This is a genomic window from Saccharothrix texasensis, from assembly GCF_003752005.1.
Lineage (GTDB): Bacteria > Actinomycetota > Actinomycetes > Mycobacteriales > Pseudonocardiaceae > Actinosynnema > Actinosynnema texasense.
In genome coordinates, this window is the sequence record NZ_RJKM01000001.1 from 7,420,420 (window position 1) to 7,436,808 (window position 16,389).

The following is a 16,389-nucleotide window of genomic DNA, read 5'->3' on the forward strand; positions in this document are numbered from 1 at the left end:
ACACGTCCGTGTGAGCGCTCCCATGGAATGTGCGAGGGATTCGCCTTTGCTCTTGACTGGTGTAGACCATTTCCGGTTGAGTGGCCCCCATCACACGTCCGAGGGCGCTCGAACGGAAAAGAGGGATCTTTGTGTCGAGATTCCGCGCAGTGGCGGCGATCGCCGCTTTCGTGGTCGGGGCGGCGCTGACCGTCGTGGTGGCCAACACCGCCGCCGCGGCCGCCTGTGCGTCCGCGTGGACCCCGTCGGCCGTCTACACAGTCGGCATGTCGGCGTCGCACTCCGGGCACAACTGGCAGGCCAAGTGGTGGACCCAGAACGAGACCCCCGGCTCGGCCGCGGTCTGGGCCGACCAGGGGACCTGCGGCGGTGGCACGACGCCGCCGCCCGCCTGCGACTACCCGGCGTGGGTGCAGGGCCAGTGGTACACCGCCGGCAGCATCGTGCGCTACACCGACGGCAGGTACTACATCGCCGAGCACGACAACCCGGGCTACGACCCGATCATCAGCACCTGGTACTGGAACCCCCACGACTGCGGGTCGACCCCGACCACCACGACCAGCACGCCCGTGCCGGGCGGCTTCGTGGTGAGCGAGGCGCAGTTCCAGCAGATGTTCCCGAACCGGAACCCGTTCTACACCTACTCCGGGCTGACGGCCGCGCTCGGCGCGTACCCCGGCTTCGCCAAGACCGGCTCGGACACCGTCCGCAGGCAGGAAGCGGCGGCGTTCCTGGCCAACGCCAACCACGAGACCGGCGGCCTGGTCCACATCGTCGAGCAGAACCAGGCGAACTACCCGCACTACTGCGACCCGGGCCAGCCCTACGGCTGCCCCGCGGGCCAGGCGGCCTACTACGGCCGCGGTCCCATCCAGCTCAGCTGGAACTTCAACTACAAGGCGGCGGGCGACGCGCTGGGTCTGCCGCTGCTCACCAACCCGTGGCTGGTGCAGAACGACGCCTCGGTGGCCTGGAAGACCGCCCTCTGGTACTGGAACACCCAGTCCGGCCCGGGCACGATGACCCCGCACAACGCGATGGTCAACGGGTACGGCTTCGGTGAGACGATCCGCAGCATCAACGGGTCGCTGGAGTGCGGCGGGCGCAACCCGGCGCAGGTCCAGAGCCGGGTCGACGCCTACCAGCGGTTCGTCGGCATCCTGGGCGTGCCCGCGGGCGCCAACCTGTACTGCTGAGCGGCGTGGTGGCGGGGGTCGCGCGGCGGCCCCCGTCCCGCGTCACCGGTCCAGGTGCGCGAGCACGGCCCACCCGAACGACCCCGGCGACTCGACCCACGGCACGTGGCCCGCGCCGGGCAGCACGACCCGCGCCACGTCCGGCAGCGCGTCGGCCAGCGAGTCCACCGACCACCGGGGCCGCAGGTCCGCCGCGCCGTCCACGATCAGCGTGGGCACGTCCAGGCCGCGGCAGCGCGCGATCAGCTCCGCCTCGTCCCACGCGTGCGACTCGGCGTTCAACGCGGCGTTGGCCTCCTCGTTCACGCCGAACCACGGCGTGGCCGGCTCCTCGGCCCGCCACCGCGCCGTCCCCGGGTCGGCGAAGTCCGCCGTCCACAGCCGGACCGCCGCGTCCCGCCCGACCGGGCCCGGGACGGTCGGGACGGCCGGCCCGGCCGGCCGTTCGGCCCGGTTGCGCCGGTACTCCGCACGCCAGTCCTGCCCCAACCCGGTGCCGGAGACGTAGACCAGCGACGAGACCCGGTCCGGGTGCGCCAACGCGTAGTGCAGCGCCACGTCCGCACCCCAGGAGTGGCCGAGCAGCGCCATCCTGGCGAGTCCGAAGTGGACCCGGACGGCGTCGAGGTCGGCCAGCGTGCGGGCCATCGTGTAGGGCCCCTCGCGCTCGGACCGGCCGCCGCCGCGCTGGTCCCAGCGGATCAACCGGACCCGGTCGGCCAGCAGCTCCGCGAGACCGTCGAACATGTCCCACAGCCCGGGGCCGCCGTGGCACAGCACCAGCGGCTCGCCCCGCCCCGGTGTGGCGGGCCCCGGTCCGGCACGCCCCGAGTCGGCGGCCCACAACACGCGGCCGTCGTCCGCGATGACCTTGTGCTCCTCCATACAGCTCAGTGTCGGCCAACCAGGCGCCGGATCACACTGATCGGGCCAATTGAGTCGATGGCGGCGATCTTCACGGGATCACCACGCCCGCCTCGCGGTAGGCGGCCTGGGCGAGGGCGAAGGCGAGCGCCACGCCGGCGGCACCGCGACGTCCGGGGTGTCACCGGGTGTCGCGAGCACCGCCTGGTCGGTCGCGCTGAGCGACCGGTACTGCGCCCCGCGCGTCCTCGACCTGCCTGCCGGTCCGCCGCCGCATCTATGTCGGCGTGGTCGGCGCTGGCCCGGTCCAGCTCGCCCTGCTCGGGCATCGAGGTCGTCCCGTGCCCGCAGGTGCGTTCACAGTCGGGGTCACGGGCGGCTGGACCAGTCGGTTCAGATCCTTGACCCGGATGACGTTCACGATTATGGTCTAGACCACATCGCGTGGTGTGACGGACCGTCCCCGGCTCGTCACGCGTCGCGTGTTCCGGCCGCCGCGGAAATGGACCCTGCCTTGGAGACCCCTCCGGGTCTCCTCCGAAGGAGCTGGACACATGAGCCTGAAACGCAAGCTCGCGGTGGTACTGGCCGCCGTGGGCATCACCCCGTTCTTCGTCGTGATGTCGGCGGGGACGGCGAGCGCGCACGGCTACATCTCGTCGCCGCCCAGCAGGCAAGCGATGTGCGCGCAGGGCCGAGTCTCGAACTGCGGCCCGATCGTCTACGAGCCGCAGAGCGTGGAAGGGGCCAAGGGGCAGAACAACTGCCACGCCGGCCTGAGCCAGTTCGCCCAGCTCAGCGACGACAGCCGGGCGTGGCCCACCACCTCGGTGGGCAACAACGTGACGTTCAACTGGACGCTCACCGCCCGGCACTCCACCACCACGTGGCAGTACTTCGTCGGCGGCTCGAAGATCGCCGAGTTCAACGACGGCGGCCGGCAGCCCGCGGCCACCGTGACGCACAACGTGAGCCTGGGCGGTCGCACCGGCCGGATCAAGCTGCTGGCGGTCTGGAACATCGCCGACACGCCCATGGCGTTCTACTCGTGCGTCGACCTCCAGGTGGGTTCCGGTGGCGGCACGCCGACCACCACGACCACGCCGACCACCACCACGCGGCCCACGACGACCACGACCGCGCCCCCGGTGGGCGGCACGTGGGCGCCCAACACCGCCTACTCGGTCGGCTCGCAGGTGACGTACGGCGGCGTCGGCTACCGCTGCATCCAAGCCCACACGTCCCTCGTGGGCTGGGAGCCGCCGAACACCGCGTCCCTGTGGCAGCGGCTCTGAACACCCTGACGTAGAGCCGATGTGACCGCAGCCCGTCCGCGCCGACCCTGTGACGGCGCGGGCGGGCCGTCCGGTGAAGGAGGACGACCTTGCGACGCCTCGCAGCCCTGGTGGCCGGCGTGCTCGTGCTGGCCGGTTGCGGCTCCGCCACGCCCGCGGCGACGCCGCCACCCGTGTCGACCGTGGTGGAGACCGACGAGTTCAACGAAACCGACGTGATGTTCCTCCAGATGTCCGTGCCGCACCACAGGGCCGCGCTGGAGATCGCGCGCCTGGCCAAGGACGGCCCCGTGCGCGCGGAGGTGAAGACCCTGGCCGCGGCCATCGAGGTCACCCAGCTGTCCGAAGTGGACTCGATGACGAAGTGGCTGGCGGACTGGGAGCAGCCGGAGACGGCGGGCGACAACCCGCAGCTGCACGCCGGCCACGGCGGCGACCACTCGACCAGCCCGGAGGCCATCGCCGAACTGGCCGCGACCGGCGCCGGCGAGTTCGAGAAGGCGTTCCTGAACCTGCTCATCGGCCACCAGCACAACGCGGTGGCGATGGCGAAGCTGGAGAAGGAGGGCGGCGTCAACCCGCAGGCGAAGGACCTGGCGGAGCGGATCTTCCAGTCCCGCACCGCGCAGATCGCGCAGATGCTCGGCTACCTGGACTAGAGGTCGAGCCCGAGGCCGCTGGTGAAGCGACGGTGCTCGCCCGTCACCGGGTCGGTGAACTCGAGCACCTTCGCCAGGAGCTGGAGCGGGTCGGTGAAGTCGTCCAGGGGCTTCTCGCGCAGGACGGGGTAGAAGTCGTCGTTGCGGATCGGCACGCCCAGCGAGGCCATGTGCAGGCGGAGCTGGTGCGTGCGGCCGGTGAGCGGCAGCAGCCGGTACCGGCCCCAGCCGGCGCGGTGCTCGACCAGCTCGACCCGCGTCTCGGCGTTCGGCGGACCGGGCACCTCCTGCGCGGTGATCACGCCCTTGACCTTGACGATGCGGCTGCTCACGCGGGCCGGCAGGGTCAGCGCGGGGTCGTGCGGCGCGATGGCCTCGTACTCCTTGCGCACCGCGCGGTCGGCGAACAGGGTCTGGTACTTGCCGCGCAGGGTCGGCTCGACCACGAACATGACCAGGCCGGCGGTCACGCGGTCCAGCCGGTGCGCGGGGCTCAGGTGCGGCAGCCCGAGGTCGCGGCGCAGCCGGACGAGCGCCGTCTCGACCACGTGCTTGCCACGCGGGATCGTGGCCAGGAAGTGCGGCTTGTCGACCACGAGGATGGCGTCGTCGCGGTGCACGACCCGGATCTCGAAGGGCACCGCCACCTCGTCGGGCAGGTCGCGGTGGAACCACACCGCGCCGCCGGGCGTGAACGGGGCGTCCGGCGCGATCGGGCCGGCGAGGTCGTAGACGCGGCCCTCGGCGAGCATCAGGTCGATCCGCTCGGGCGCGACCCGGGGCAACCGGTCGACCAGGTGGTCGCGGACCGTCGTCCACGGCCCGTCGTCGGGGAACCGCAGCCGTGCCGGGTCGAGGCCGTGCCGCTGGTCCAGCGGCGGCCGGAGCTTGCGCCTCATCGTCGGGCAGCATACGCCGTTCCGGACCGGGGCCCGGTGTCCTCCGGCACCCTGGCGGTCGACGTGATCGCGGGCCCGTGACGGGGGAGGGCGACGCGGCGGCACGCCGGTCCGGGCGGGCACCCGGGCCGAGGCCGTCGAGGTCGCCGGGCGGCACGGGTACGGCGAGTTCGTCGAGGTGGTCCGGCTCAACCCCTGGTCCAGGGGGTTCGGCACGGCGGTGCTGCCCGCGTTCTTCGGGGTCCTGCTGCCGGGCGCGGGCCGACGGGGACGTGCTCGCGCTCGTCGGCGGCATCCTCCTCACCGCGCCGGCGGCCGGCCTCCTCGCCCCGGGGGTGGTGGCGCTGCGGCAGCGGAAACCCGCGGCCCGGCGGAAGGTCCTCCTGATCGGTCCGCGCGACCGGCTCGCGCAGCACCCCGTCCCCTCCGCGCACCACGAGGCCGTCCTCGCCCTGGCCGGGGCGGGCGGCGCGACGATGCGCTAGCTGTTCTGTCCTGTGAGGTTGGGGACGCGGGTGGTGGGTGGTTGGCCGCCCAGTGCGGTGTGGCCGCGGTGGTGATTGTAGGTGTGCAGCCATCGTGGCAGTGCCGCTCGTCGTTCGGTTTCGCTGCGGTATGCCTCGGCGTAGGCCCATTCGTCGAGCAGGGTTCGGTTGAAGCGTTCGACCTTGCCGTTGGTCTGGGGTCGGTAGGCGCGGGTGCGTTTGTGGGTGATGCCCGCGTCGGTGAGGGTGTCTCGCCACAGGTGTGAGCGGTAGCAGGAGCCGTTGTCCGTCAGCACCCGCTTCACCACCACCCCCGCCGCCTGGAAGAACGCCTGTGCCCGGGTCCAGAAGGCGCTGGCGGTTTCCTTGGTCTCGTCGGGCAGGATCTCGGTGTAGGCCAGCCTGCTGTGGTCGTCCACGGCGTTGTGCAGGTAGGAGTAGCCGAGGTTGGGGCGGCCGTGAACCTTGCGCGGCCTGGTCGGGTCGCGGTGGGCGGAGCTGTTGCGCCCGCCGGCCCGCCGGCCGTGGACTTTATGGCCGCCGCCGTCGGGGATGTTGCCGAGCTTCTTGATGTCGACGTGCACCAGGTCGCCGGGTGCGACGTGTTCGTAACGTCGGATCACCCGGCCGGTGGCGCGGTCCAGGTGCGCCAGGCGGGCCAGGCCGAAACGGCGCAGCACCCGGTGCACCGTGGAGGGGTTGAGCCCCAGCAGGAAGGCGATGCGGGCCGGACCCCACCGCCGCGCCAGGCGGACCTTCACGATCCGGCGTTCACGGCGGGTGGGCAGCCGGCGCGGGCTGCGGTGCGGTCGGCTGGAACGGTCGACCAGGCCCGACTCGCCCAGCTCGCGGTAACGGCCGGCCCAACGGGCGGCGGTGCTCGGCGAGACCTGGAACCGCTCGGCCGCCCGCCGCAACGGCCAGCCCTCGTCCACGACACACCGGGCCAAGCGCAGCCTGCCCACCGGAGTCAGCGGTGCGTTAGCGTGGGTCACGAGGGCCTCCGTCGGCTTGGTGTAGACGTCGCAATCCACACCGAACCCGGAGGCCCTCCCTCATTCCAACATCATCCGACTACGTGTCCCGGTGTCCACAACCTCTCAGGGCAGTACAGCTAGCCCGCCAGCGCCGGTTCCCGGTCGACCTCGGACCGGGCGAAGCCCCTGGCGATCAGCAGGACACCCAGCGCTACCTCGAACAGGCCGCCCGGGACGGAGAGCGCCACGCCGACGCCGTAGCCGAGCACTTCGAGGACCGCGCCCAGCAGGAAGACGGCGTAGCCGACCACGCCCCACACCGCGATGGCGCGGTGCACCAGGCGGGCGCGCAGCAGGACCCGGCAGAACAGCACGCCCACGGCGCCCACGGCCATCATCGCCACCTGGTAGCTGTAGTGGTTGCCCGCCGCGCCCACCCCGGCCGACGCCGGCAGCAGCACGAACACGACGCCGACGGCCAACAGCGCCGCCTCCACCGCCCGGCCGGCCAGGTACGCGTGCGCGGTCAGCTCGCCGTGCGGCCGCAGCACCGGGAAGGCCAGCACGCCGATGCCGACCACGACGGCGGAGTTCACCAGCATCAGCAGGGCTCCCGCGGCCACCCGCGTGCCCGACCCCGAACCGACCAGGGCGGTGCCGGCGCCGTACGCGACGAACGCCAGGAGGAACAGCGCCCCCATGGCCCGGTCGATGGCTCTCGTTGACATGGGGTTTCCCCTTCGCCTGCGGTGCTGGACTTACTTAGTAAGGCAGACGGTACCTTACTAAGTACGCGATCGTCGCCCATCGCGCAACCGCCACCACGGAGGTCGGATGTCGAAGGCAGGAGCACCGCTGAGCCGGGACCGCGTGCTGCGCGCCGCCGTCGCCATCGCCGACGCGGGCGGCATCGCGGGGCTGACCATGCGGTCCCTCGGCGACGCCCTCGGCGTCAAGCCGATGTCCCTCTACCACCACGTCAAGAACAAGGACGAGATCCTCGACGGCATCGTGGACCTGGTCTTCGCCCGGATGGAGCTGCCGACGCCCGGCGGCGACTGGCGGCACGAGATGGTCAAGCGGGCGAACTCCGCCCGTGGCGTGCTCAAGCGCCACCCGTGGGCGATCGGTCTGCTGGAGTCGCGCAAGGCGCCCGGCCCGGCGACGCTGCGACACCACGACGCGACCATCGGCACCCTGCGCCGCGCGGGCTTCTCGGTCGCCATGACCGCCCACGCCTACGCCCTGCTGGACAGCTACGTGTACGGGTTCGCGCTCCAAGAGGCCGCGCTCCCCTTCAACGGCCCCGATTCCGCCACGGACGTGACCGCGGACATCATGGCGCACTTCGAGAAGGACGAGTACCCGCACCTCGTGGAGATGGCGACCGAGCACGTCCTGCGACCGGGCAACGACTTCGCCGACGAGTTCCCGTTCGGGCTCGGCGTGATCCTCGACGCCCTGGCGGGGTGGCTCCCGGCCGAGGTCAGTCCACGCTCGTGAACTCGACCTGGTAGCCCAGCGCGCCGAACATGCCGGTCAGCATCTTGCGGGTGTTGTCCTCCGCCCGCTGCGCCAACCCGGACTCCCGCGCCGCGTCGGAGATCTTCTGCTCCGCCGCCACGTAGAACGGCTGCTGGTCCTGCGTCTGCACCAACGACGTCAGCCGGTCGAACAGCCCGCGCTCCTGCGCGAACACGTAGCACCGCTCCTGGTCGAGGTTCGGCTTGTCCAGCACCGCCTTGGGCAGCGCCAGCCGGACCTTCCGCGCCTCGCCGGACGCGGTCGTCGGCGACACCTCCAAGGCGCCCTCGGCCAACCCGCCGAAGTCGACGTAGGCGTTCACCGTCCCGGCCGCCACGAACAGCGTCCGCTGCCCGGCCAGCGCCGACGGCACGTACCGGACGTCGCGCTCGATGTCGAGCACCACCTGGAACTCGCCCGCCGACGCGTGGTACTGGCTCAGGTCCCGCAACGACTGCAACAACGCCGGCTGGCTGCGGTCGATCGTGTCCGTGCCCGTCAACAACCGGGGCACCACCAACACCGCCGCCACCAGGACCCCGACCGCCACCAGCACCGCCGCCGCCACACCGATGCGCCACTTCATGCCGCCGGGTTACCCCGGCGCGCTACCAGGGAACCCGCTTCCCGTCGCGGAAGAACCCGCCCGTCGGCCCGTCGTCGGGCAGCGTCGCCGCCCACACCACGCTCGCCGCGCCCCGCGCCACCGGCCGCCCGCCGGGCCCGCCCATGTCCGTGGCCACCCACCCGGGGCACACCGCGTTGACCTTCATCCCGGGCAGCTCCGCGGCCAACGTCAAGGTCAACGCGTTCAACGCCGCCTTCGACGTCCCGTAAGCCGGTGTCCCGCCGCCCATCGACGCCAGCGACGCGGCCTCGCTCGACACGTTCACCACCCGCGCGCGCCGGGCCGCCCGCAGCAGCGGCAGCAGGCCGAGGACGGTGCGCCACGGTCCGTAGAAGTTGGTCTCCATGGCCTCCCGGACGACCCCCAGATCGGCCGAGGACGCCCGCTGCCAGGTGTCGTAGTGGATGGCCGCGTTGTTCACCAGCACGTCCAGCCGGCCGTGCCGCGTGGTCACGTGGTCGACCAGCGCGGCCACCGACGCGTCCTCGGTCACGTCCAACCGGTGGTGGTCCACGCCCAACCGTCCGGCCGCCGACCTGGCCTTGGCCGCGTCGCGCGCGGTCAGCACCACGACGTGGCCGAGCGCCGCCAGCTGCCGGCACACCTCCAGCCCGATGCCCCGGTTCCCGCCCGTCACGACCGCCACCGGCGCGTCCGCCATGCCGTCCTCCCCCAGAGTCGCACCCCGCCGACATTCTCCCTGGTTGACCACCGATCCGGCCGATGAGGTTCGATGACGGGCAGGATCCGGGTGGACTTTGGGAGATCGCCGTGTACGAGACGTTGAAGAAGATCCTCGTGGACACGCTGAAGGTCGCGCCGGAGCAGATCACCCCGGACGCCACGAAGGACGACCTCGACCTGGACTCGCTGGCGTTCGTGGAGCTGTCGATGGTGCTCGGCAAGGAGCACGACCTGCACATCAGCGACGACGAGCTGTTCGACATGGAGACCGTCGGCGACATCGTGGCGCTGATGCGGGAGCGCGCCGGTGACCGGCCTTGACATCGCGGTGACCGGGCTCGGCCTGGTCACCCCGGGCGGCGTCGGGGTCGAGGCCGGCTGGGCGGCGGTGCGCGCGGGCCGGTCCACAGCCGCCCGCGACCCGCTGCTCGCCGGCCACGAGGTGACGATCTCCTGCCGCGTCCCCGACTTCGACGCCGACGCGCTGCTCGGCGCGCGGCGGGCCGTCCGGCTCGACCGGTTCACCAGGTTGGCGCTGGTCGCGGCACGGGAGGCGGTCGCCGGGGAAGACCTCCGCACGTGGGACTCGGCCAGGGTCGGCGTGGTGATCGGCACCTCGGCGGGCGGCGGCGAGACCTTCGAGCGGCAGCACGGGGTGCTGCTCGCCGACGGCCCGACCGGCGTGTCGCCGCTGGTGCTGCCGATGCACCTGCCGAACATGGTCGCGGGCCAGGTCGCCATCGAGTTCGGCTTCCGCGGGCCGAACCTGGTGGTGTCGACCGCGTGCGCGTCCGGCGCCACCGCGATCGGCGTCGCGTGCGACCTGCTCGCCGCGCGCCGGTGCGACGTGGTGCTGGCCGGCGGCGTCGACGCGCTGCTCAACCCGCTGACCATGGCGGGGTTCGCCCGGATGGGCGCGCTGTCGCGGCGGGACGACCCGGCGACCGCGTCCCGGCCGTTCGACGTCGACCGGGACGGGTTCGTGGCGGGGGAGGGCGCGGCGGTGCTGGTGCTGCGGCGCGCGGAGGACGCGCGGGCCGACGGGCGGCGGGTCCGGGCGCGGGTCGTCGGGTACGGCGCGACCGCCGACGCCCACCACATCACCAACCCCGACCCCGAGGGCCGGGCCGTGGTCGCGGCGACGAGAGCGGCGTTGGCGGACGCGGGCGCGTCGGCCTCGGACGTCGACCACGTCAACGCGCACGGCACGTCCACGCAGCTCAACGACCTGGTGGAGGGGCGGGTGCTGGCGGAGCTGCTGCCGTCGGGGCCGCTGGTGACGTCGACCAAGGGCGTGACCGGGCACCTGCTCGGCGCGGCCGGCGCGGCGGAGGCGGTGTTCACCGTGCTCGCGGTCGAGCAGGGCGTCGTGCCGCCGACCGCGAACCTGACGACCCTCGACCCCCGGCTGGACCTCGACGTGGCGACAGCCGTCGTGCCGCGCGGGATCGACCTGGCGTTGAGCAACTCGTTCGGGTTCGGCGGGCAGAACGCCGTGCTGGCCATCGCCAAGGCGTGAGGGAGGGACGATGACCTACCGCGGTGCGGTGATCCTCGGCGTCGGCGCGAGCCTGCCCGGACGGGTCGTCACCAACGACGACCTGGCGGCCCGCCTGGACACCTCGGACGAGTGGATCCGGTCGCGCACCGGCATCGGCTCCCGCAGGTGGGTCGAGCCGGGCACGTCCACGTCGGACCTGGCCGTCGACGCGGGCGCGCGGGCCCTGCGCTCCGCCGGGACGTCCACTGCGGACGCGGTGATCGTGGCGACGACCACCCCGGACCGGTCGTGCCCGGCCATCGCGCCGGACGTCGCGGCCCGGCTGGGCATGATCGGCGTGCCGGCGCACGACGTGGCCGCCGTGTGCACCGGCTTCCTGTACGGCCTGGCGAACGCGGTCGGCCTGATCGCGAGCGGCGCGGCGCGGACCGTGCTGCTGATCGCCGCCGAGACCTTCTCCACCATCCTCGACCCGGACGACCGCGGCACGGCGGTCATCTTCGGCGACGGCGCGGGCGCGGTGGTCGTCGGCGAGGGCGAGGGCGCGATCGGCCCGTGCGTGCTCGGCAGCGACGGCACCGGGGCCGACCTGATCCAGGTGCCGGCGGGGGAGCGCTACTTCCGGATGAGCGGCAAGGAGGTGTTCCGGGCCGCGGTCGACCGGATGTCGGACGTCGCGCTGGACGCCCTGGCCCGCGCCGGCCTCGGCCCGGACGACGTCGACCACCTCGCGCCGCACCAGGCGAACCGGCGCATCTGCGACGCCGTCGCCCGCCGCCTCGGCCTGGCGGAGTCGAAGGTGCTGGCGGACCTGGACGCCGTCGGCAACACCGCCGCCGCCTCGATCCCCGTGCTGCTGGCCGACGCCGCCGCGACCGGCCGGATCGAGGCGGGCGACCGGGTGCTGGCGGTGGCCTTCGGCGGCGGCCTCACCTGGGGCGCGACCACGCTCGTGTGGCCGGACGTGACCGCCGACTTCGGCGTGCTCGGGGAAGGCTGACCGGTGACCGGTCCACTCGCGTCGGGCTACCTCGCATCGCCCGTGGAAGTGCTGGAGCGGTCCGGTTCGACCACCGTCGCGCGCATGGTCGTCGCGCCCGACGACCCGGTGTTCGCGGGCCACTTCCCGGGCTTCCCGATCTTCCCCGGCGTCGCGGTGGTGGAGTTCGCCCACCGCGCGGCGACCGCTCTCGGCACGGCGCGGCTGGCCGCCGTCGAATCGGCCCGGTTCGTGCGGCCGACGTTCCCCGGCGCCACCTTGACCGTGCGCCTGACCTGGGACGACGCGGGGCGGCGGTGCGCGGCGGTGGTGAGCGACGACGGCGTGGTCGCCCGGATCAAGCTGCGCTACGAGACGTCATGACCTACCCCGAGATCCTCCGGCTCCTGCCGCACCGCCACCCGGTGCTGCTGGTCGACCGCGTGCTGGACGTGGTGCCGGGCGAGTCGCTGACCGCGCTCAAAGCGGTCAGCGCCAACGAACCCTGCTACGCCCGCACGGGCCCCGGCGACTACCCGTCGACGCTGCTGGTCGAATCCTGGTGCCAGGCCGCCGTGCTGCTGTCGTCCTGGGACGACCCGAACCCCGACCGCGTCGTCCTGTTCGGCGCGATCGCGGACGTGGAGTTCCACCGGCCGGTCGTCCCCGGCTGCGTCGTCCACCACTCGGTGCGCGTCCTGGACCGCCTCGCCGACACGATCGTCTTCACCGGCGAGTCGACCGCCGACGGCCACCTCGTGATGACCGTGGGCCGGATCACCACCACCACCCGAACCACCACCACCCTCCGCCCTTGATCGGACGCCGACCGGCGGACTCAGGTCAACCCCAGGAACTCCCGATTCCGCCACGACAGCCGCAAGCAGGCCTTCGCCCCGCCGCGGACGTTCGGGAGGTCGACGTAGCCCTGCACCGTCTCCGCGTCGAAGGGCTCGTCCTGCACGACGGTTCCCTCGTAGTTCCCGACCATCCGATCACCGAAGATGCCCCGGAAGGTCTCCCCGTCGAACACCGCGACGGTCAGCAACTCCGGCTTCAGGCTCAACGGGTCGAGCCCCAGGCCCAGCACGTGCACCGAGAGGCGTCCGCTTTCCCGGGCGCGGTGCAGGGAGCGGTAAGGCTCGGCGTCGGCGTAGTCGATCCGGTGGCCCCCGTCGCCCTGGGCGTCCGCCACGCCGAGGAGTTCTTCCGCGTACTCCCGGCAGATGTTCCGCCACAGGTCCAGGTCGTCGCGCACGGCGGTGAGGCTCACGTCCGACGGCGTGAACTCCCCCGCCGGGACGACGTGGAAGAAGTCGGCGGCGAGGACGACGCGTGCCGACCGCTTGTGCATGAGGAACCGGACGCCCCGGTCGTCCTTCACCACGGTGAGCGTGAGCACGCCGAGGCTGGCGACGCGGTTGAGCAGGTCGAACGGATCCGCCAGCTCGTTCCGGTACCTGGACACGCCGCCGGCCTCCACATCCTTGTACGCGAGGACCTCGCTCGTGTCGAGGTAGTCGAAGTACCTCGCTTCACGGAAGCGGAGGAAAAGTGATCCTTCCTCGACGTCGACGCCCACGGGTCGGTAGATGAGCCCGTTGGTGAAGTGGTCCATACCCGCGATCCGGACGATCGCGTCGCTGTAGGTGACCGCTCCACTGAGGTCGATGCCCTCGATCAGCGCGGTCGGACTCGGTCCGCTCCGCGGGTGTCCCGGTTCGAAGCCCACCCCGACCTCGGACAGCGGGATCGGGGTGGGGAAGATCCACTCCGCCTTGGTGAGCAGCGGCACGTCGTGCGGCCGCCGAGCGGGATCGCGCGCGAGCGTCGCCGTGCTGAGCTCGGTCTGCCGCTGCTTGACCTGGTGGAACCGGGACTTGAACTCGGCGATGCGGTGCTCCACCTGTGCCACTCGACCCGCCCGTCGCGTCGGTGCGATCACCGCGGTCGCGGCCACCACGGCCGCAGCCGCGAGGACCAGCCCGGCTAAGAGTGCGATGTCCATCCGATTCGAGCTCCTCGTTCGCGAGGCGGGAACCTGTGGATGAAGCTCGATCCGTCCGCCAACGTAGCAGCCGCGGTGACGGGGTCCGCTGACCCCGTCGACCCCGAGACCTGTCCGCCGCCGACCCGAGACCTCAGCGCTTAGAGTCGTGACCGTGGGTGCGATGCGGTTCGTGCGCGGTGGGTTCGGGCGGGACGCGGTCGGGTACGAGGAGGCGTACGCGGAGCAGCGGAGGTTGCACGCGTTGCGCGTGGCGGACGAGATCGGTGACGTCTGCGTGCTCCAGGAGCACCTGCCCGTGTACACGGCGGGCAAGCGCACGAAGGCCGCCGCGTTCCCCGCCGACGACGTGCCGGTGGTGACGGTGGACCGCGGCGGGGAGATCACCTGGCACGGCCCGGGCCAGCTCGTCGGCTACCCCGTGGTGAAGCTGCCCGTGCCCCTGGACTCCGTCGGCCACGTCCGCAGGCTGGAGGAGGCGCTGATCGGCACGTGCGCCGAGTTCGGCGTGGCGACGGCACGGCTCGCCGGGCGCAGCGGCGTGTGGGTGCTCGGCGACCGACCACCCGCGCCGGAGGTGCCGCCGTCCGCGGCCCGCGCCCACGGGCAGCACCGCAAGGTCGCCGCGATCGGCGTCCGCATCGAGCGGTGCACCAGCCTGCACGGGTTCGGGCTCAACTGCGATCCCGACCTGACCCCGTTCGACCGGATCGTGCCGTGCGGCATCGAGGACGCCGGCGTCACGTCGTTGTCCGCCGAACTCGGCCGCCGGGTCACGCCGACCGAGGTGGCGCCGGTGGTCGAACGCCACCTGACGAGGGTGTTCGCGACCGACCGCCGGTGACCGCCGACCGCCCCGCCCCCGCCGGACGCAGGTGACGAGAAGCGCGTCACGACGTCCACCCCGGCAGGAAGCGGGCCACCGTGCGGGCGATGCCGGCGGCGTCCAGGTCGTGCATGCGCAGGATGTCGGCACGCGAGCCGTGCGGCAGGAAGTCGCCCGGCAGCCCGAGCACCCGGATGCGGCGGCTCAGCCCGGCCTCGCGCAGCGCGCCGGCCACCGCCTCCCCGACGCCGCCGCCGCGCACGCCGTCCTCCACGCACACCACCACCCGGTGCTCGGCGGCCAACGCCACCACCGCCGGGTCGACCGGGGTCACCCAGCGCGGGTCGCACACGGTCACGCCGATGCCTTCGCCGGCGAGCGCCACGGCGGCGGCCACCCCGTCGGACGCGAGCCCGCCGACGGTCACCAGCAGCACGTCCCGCCGCGACGGCCGGTGCAGCACGTCCACCCGGCCCAACCGGTCCACCGCGGCGACGTCCGCGCCGACGACGCCCTTGGGGAAGCGGACCGCGGTCGGCCCGTCGTCGGCGACCGCCTCGTCCAGCAGCTCGCGCAGCCTGGCGCCGTCCCGGGGCGCGGCCACCCGCATCCCGGGCACGCCGCGCAGCAGCGCCAGGTCCCACGCGCCGTGGTGGCTGGGACCGTCCTCGCCGGTCACCCCGGCCCGGTCGAGCACGAACGTCACCGGCAGCCGGTGCAGCGCCACGTCCATCAGCACCTGGTCGGCCGCCCGGGTCAGGAACGTCGAGTACACCGCCACCACCGGCCGCAGCCCGCCCATGGCCAGGCCCGCCGCGCACGTCACGGTGTGCTGCTCGGCGATCCCGGTGTCGAGCACCCGGTCGGGGAACGCCTCGGCGAACGCGGTCAGCCCGGTCGGGTGCGGCATGGCCGCGGTCAGGCACACCAGGTCGGGGTGCCGGTCGGCGAGCACCAGCAGGTGCCGCCCGAACACCGACGTCCACCCCGGACCGCGCGAGGCCGACGGCGCGGACACGGCGTGCAGGTGGTCCACCGGGTCGTTCTCCGCGGGCGGGTGACCCTTGCCCTTCTCGGTCACGCAGTGCACGACGACCGGGCGCCCCAACGCCTTCGCGGCGGCCAACGCCTCCTCCACCCGGGCGACGTCGTGCCCGTCGACCGGGCCGAGGTAGGCCAACCCGAAGGCGGCGAACACGCCTCCGCCGCCGCCCGCGCGCAGGGTGGCGAGGTGCCTGCCGACCGCGCCCGCCGTCGGCGCGTACGACCGGCCGTTGTCGTTGAGCACCACCACGACCGGGTGATCGAGGCCGCCGAGGTTGTTCAGCGCCTCCCACGCCATGCCGCCGGTGAGCGCGCCGTCGCCGACGACGGCCACCACGTGCCGGTCGTGCTCGCCGCGCAGCCGCGCCGCCCGCGCCAGACCGTCCGCATAGGACAGCGCGGTGGACGCGTGCGAGTTCTCCACCAGGTCGTGCGGCGACTCCGCCCGGCTCGGGTAACCGGACAGGCCGCCCTCGCGGCGCAGGTCGGCGAACCCGTCGGCCCGGCCGGTGAGCATCTTGTGCACGTAGGACTGGTGACCGGTGTCGAACACGACCCGGTCGTGCGGCGACCGGAACACCCGGTGCAGCGCCACCGTCAGCTCGACCACCCCGAGGTTCGAGCCGAGGTGGCCGCCGGTGCGGCCCACCGCCTCGACCAGGCGTGCCCGGAGCTCGCGCGCCAGCTCGTCCAGCGCGCCGCGCGACAGGCCGCGCAGGTCGGCCGGGCCGGTGATCCGGGGCGCGGGGGACCGGACGGCCCCGGGCAGGGTGGTGGTGTCGGTCATCAGGCCACTCCAGGCGGTGCGAAGGCCTTG

At 73.0% G+C, this 16,389-nt stretch carries 19 protein-coding genes; 11 read left to right on the forward strand and 8 right to left on the reverse strand.

What is annotated here, in order from left to right; genetic code table 11:
- The first annotated feature begins 131 nt into the window (after window positions 1-131).
- Window positions 132-1,199 (forward strand): glycoside hydrolase family 19 protein, encoded by a 1,068-nt coding sequence (locus EDD40_RS33355; protein ID WP_123746445.1) that lies wholly within the window; start codon window positions 132-134, stop codon window positions 1,197-1,199.
- Window positions 1,200-1,241: 42 nt separating this feature from the next.
- Here the strand turns inward: EDD40_RS33355 and EDD40_RS33360 are convergent, their stop codons facing one another.
- Complete coding sequence (locus EDD40_RS33360) at window positions 1,242-2,084, reverse strand: alpha/beta fold hydrolase (protein ID WP_123746446.1); 843 nt, start codon at window positions 2,082-2,084, stop codon at window positions 1,242-1,244.
- A gap of 533 nt (window positions 2,085-2,617) precedes the next feature.
- Here EDD40_RS33360 and EDD40_RS33365 point away from each other — a divergent pair.
- Together EDD40_RS33365 and EDD40_RS33370 are read left to right on the forward strand one after the other, a co-directional pair.
- Window positions 2,618-3,358, forward strand: coding sequence for a lytic polysaccharide monooxygenase (locus EDD40_RS33365; protein ID WP_123746447.1), 741 nt, complete (start codon window positions 2,618-2,620; stop codon window positions 3,356-3,358).
- Between the two features lie 89 nt (window positions 3,359-3,447).
- Complete coding sequence (locus EDD40_RS33370) at window positions 3,448-4,017, forward strand: DUF305 domain-containing protein (RefSeq protein WP_123746448.1); 570 nt, start codon at window positions 3,448-3,450, stop codon at window positions 4,015-4,017.
- Here the strand turns inward: EDD40_RS33370 and EDD40_RS33375 are convergent.
- Window positions 4,014-4,916, reverse strand: coding sequence for an RluA family pseudouridine synthase (locus EDD40_RS33375; protein ID WP_123746449.1), 903 nt, complete (start codon window positions 4,914-4,916; stop codon window positions 4,014-4,016). The two genes, EDD40_RS33370 and EDD40_RS33375, sit on opposite strands and share 4 nt — an antisense overlap.
- A gap of 272 nt (window positions 4,917-5,188) precedes the next feature.
- On the opposite strand from EDD40_RS33375, the gene EDD40_RS33380 reads away from it, so the two are divergent.
- Entirely contained in the window at window positions 5,189-5,401 is a 213-nt protein-coding gene (locus EDD40_RS33380) for a hypothetical protein (protein ID WP_123746450.1), read from the forward strand.
- On the opposite strand, the gene EDD40_RS33385 is transcribed toward EDD40_RS33380, so the two are convergent.
- Window positions 5,398-6,396 carry an IS481 family transposase gene (locus EDD40_RS33385; RefSeq protein ID WP_123747970.1) on the reverse strand — a complete coding sequence of 333 codons (999 nt, stop codon included), beginning with the start codon at window positions 6,394-6,396 and terminating at the stop codon, window positions 5,398-5,400. The genes EDD40_RS33380 and EDD40_RS33385 overlap by 4 nt on opposite strands.
- 119 nt (window positions 6,397-6,515) lie before the next feature.
- Entirely contained in the window at window positions 6,516-7,106 is a 591-nt protein-coding gene (locus EDD40_RS33390) for a DUF4386 domain-containing protein (RefSeq protein ID WP_123746451.1), read from the reverse strand.
- A gap of 106 nt (window positions 7,107-7,212) precedes the next feature.
- On the opposite strand from EDD40_RS33390, the gene EDD40_RS33395 reads away from it, so the two are divergent.
- Window positions 7,213-7,881 carry a TetR/AcrR family transcriptional regulator gene (locus EDD40_RS33395; RefSeq protein ID WP_123746452.1) on the forward strand — a complete coding sequence of 223 codons (669 nt, stop codon included), beginning with the start codon at window positions 7,213-7,215 and terminating at the stop codon, window positions 7,879-7,881.
- Here EDD40_RS33395 and EDD40_RS33400 read toward each other — a convergent pair.
- Window positions 7,865-8,488 (reverse strand): DUF4230 domain-containing protein, encoded by a 624-nt coding sequence (locus tag EDD40_RS33400; RefSeq protein ID WP_123746453.1) that lies wholly within the window; start codon window positions 8,486-8,488, stop codon window positions 7,865-7,867. The genes EDD40_RS33395 and EDD40_RS33400 overlap by 17 nt on opposite strands.
- A 22-nt stretch (window positions 8,489-8,510) precedes the next feature.
- On the reverse strand, window positions 8,511-9,191 hold the full coding sequence (locus tag EDD40_RS33405; RefSeq protein WP_123746454.1) for an SDR family oxidoreductase: 681 nt from the start codon (window positions 9,189-9,191) through the stop codon (window positions 8,511-8,513).
- A 110-nt stretch (window positions 9,192-9,301) separates the two neighbouring features.
- Here EDD40_RS33405 and EDD40_RS33410 point away from each other — a divergent pair, with 110 nt between their 5' ends.
- Genes EDD40_RS33410 through EDD40_RS33430 form a run of 5 tightly spaced genes read left to right on the forward strand, consistent with a single transcriptional unit; the run spans window position 9,302 to window position 12,512 of the window.
- A complete protein-coding gene (locus tag EDD40_RS33410; RefSeq protein WP_123746455.1) occupies window positions 9,302-9,535 on the forward strand; it encodes an acyl carrier protein in 234 nt (77 codons plus the stop codon).
- On the forward strand, window positions 9,522-10,733 hold the full coding sequence (locus tag EDD40_RS33415; protein WP_123746456.1) for a beta-ketoacyl-[acyl-carrier-protein] synthase family protein: 1,212 nt from the start codon (window positions 9,522-9,524) through the stop codon (window positions 10,731-10,733). The genes EDD40_RS33410 and EDD40_RS33415 overlap by 14 nt, the downstream gene beginning before the upstream one ends.
- 10 nt (window positions 10,734-10,743) lie before the next feature.
- Complete coding sequence (locus EDD40_RS33420) at window positions 10,744-11,715, forward strand: beta-ketoacyl-ACP synthase III (RefSeq protein WP_123746457.1); 972 nt, start codon at window positions 10,744-10,746, stop codon at window positions 11,713-11,715.
- 3 nt (window positions 11,716-11,718) lie between these two features.
- On the forward strand, window positions 11,719-12,078 hold the full coding sequence (locus EDD40_RS33425; protein WP_211348283.1) for a 3-hydroxyacyl-ACP dehydratase FabZ family protein: 360 nt from the start codon (window positions 11,719-11,721) through the stop codon (window positions 12,076-12,078).
- A complete protein-coding gene (locus EDD40_RS33430; RefSeq protein WP_123746458.1) occupies window positions 12,075-12,512 on the forward strand; it encodes a 3-hydroxyacyl-ACP dehydratase FabZ family protein in 438 nt (145 codons plus the stop codon). Before EDD40_RS33425 ends, EDD40_RS33430 begins: the two co-directional genes overlap by 4 nt.
- A gap of 20 nt (window positions 12,513-12,532) precedes the next feature.
- Here EDD40_RS33430 and EDD40_RS33435 read toward each other — a convergent pair whose 3' ends face one another.
- Window positions 12,533-13,702: a hypothetical protein gene (locus EDD40_RS33435; RefSeq protein ID WP_123746459.1), complete on the reverse strand. Its 1,170-nt coding sequence runs from the start codon at window positions 13,700-13,702 to the stop codon at window positions 12,533-12,535.
- Window positions 13,703-13,865: 163 nt separating this feature from the next.
- On the opposite strand from EDD40_RS33435, the gene lipB reads away from it, so the two are divergent.
- Complete coding sequence (lipB, locus tag EDD40_RS33440; RefSeq protein WP_123748472.1) at window positions 13,866-14,546, forward strand: lipoyl(octanoyl) transferase LipB; 681 nt, start codon at window positions 13,866-13,868, stop codon at window positions 14,544-14,546.
- Between the two features lie 46 nt (window positions 14,547-14,592).
- Here lipB and EDD40_RS33445 read toward each other — a convergent pair whose 3' ends face one another.
- Window positions 14,593-16,359, reverse strand: coding sequence for a 1-deoxy-D-xylulose-5-phosphate synthase (locus tag EDD40_RS33445; protein WP_123746460.1), 1,767 nt, complete (start codon window positions 16,357-16,359; stop codon window positions 14,593-14,595).
- Window positions 16,360-16,389 lie beyond the last annotated feature (30 nt).

What these genes read in the sequence shown, in the direction of transcription:
- EDD40_RS33360 (WP_123746446.1), bottom strand. Translation starts at nt 2,084, where the DNA reads ATGGAGGAGCACAAGGTCATCGCGGACGACGGCCGCGTGTTGTGGGCC.
- EDD40_RS33365 (WP_123746447.1), top strand. Translation starts at nt 2,618, where the DNA reads ATGAGCCTGAAACGCAAGCTCGCGGTGGTACTGGCCGCCGTGGGCATC.
- EDD40_RS33375 (WP_123746449.1), bottom strand. Translation starts at nt 4,916, where the DNA reads ATGAGGCGCAAGCTCCGGCCGCCGCTGGACCAGCGGCACGGCCTCGAC.
- EDD40_RS33390 (WP_123746451.1), bottom strand. Translation starts at nt 7,106, where the DNA reads ATGTCAACGAGAGCCATCGACCGGGCCATGGGGGCGCTGTTCCTCCTG.
- EDD40_RS33395 (WP_123746452.1), top strand. Translation starts at nt 7,213, where the DNA reads ATGTCGAAGGCAGGAGCACCGCTGAGCCGGGACCGCGTGCTGCGCGCC.
- EDD40_RS33400 (WP_123746453.1), bottom strand. Translation starts at nt 8,488, where the DNA reads ATGAAGTGGCGCATCGGTGTGGCGGCGGCGGTGCTGGTGGCGGTCGGG.
- EDD40_RS33405 (WP_123746454.1), bottom strand. Translation starts at nt 9,191, where the DNA reads ATGGCGGACGCGCCGGTGGCGGTCGTGACGGGCGGGAACCGGGGCATC.
- EDD40_RS33420 (WP_123746457.1), top strand. Translation starts at nt 10,744, where the DNA reads ATGACCTACCGCGGTGCGGTGATCCTCGGCGTCGGCGCGAGCCTGCCC.
- EDD40_RS33430 (WP_123746458.1), top strand. Translation starts at nt 12,075, where the DNA reads ATGACCTACCCCGAGATCCTCCGGCTCCTGCCGCACCGCCACCCGGTG.
- EDD40_RS33435 (WP_123746459.1), bottom strand. Translation starts at nt 13,702, where the DNA reads ATGGACATCGCACTCTTAGCCGGGCTGGTCCTCGCGGCTGCGGCCGTG.
- lipB (WP_123748472.1), top strand. Translation starts at nt 13,866, where the DNA reads ATGCGGTTCGTGCGCGGTGGGTTCGGGCGGGACGCGGTCGGGTACGAG.
- EDD40_RS33445 (WP_123746460.1), bottom strand. Translation starts at nt 16,359, where the DNA reads ATGACCGACACCACCACCCTGCCCGGGGCCGTCCGGTCCCCCGCGCCC.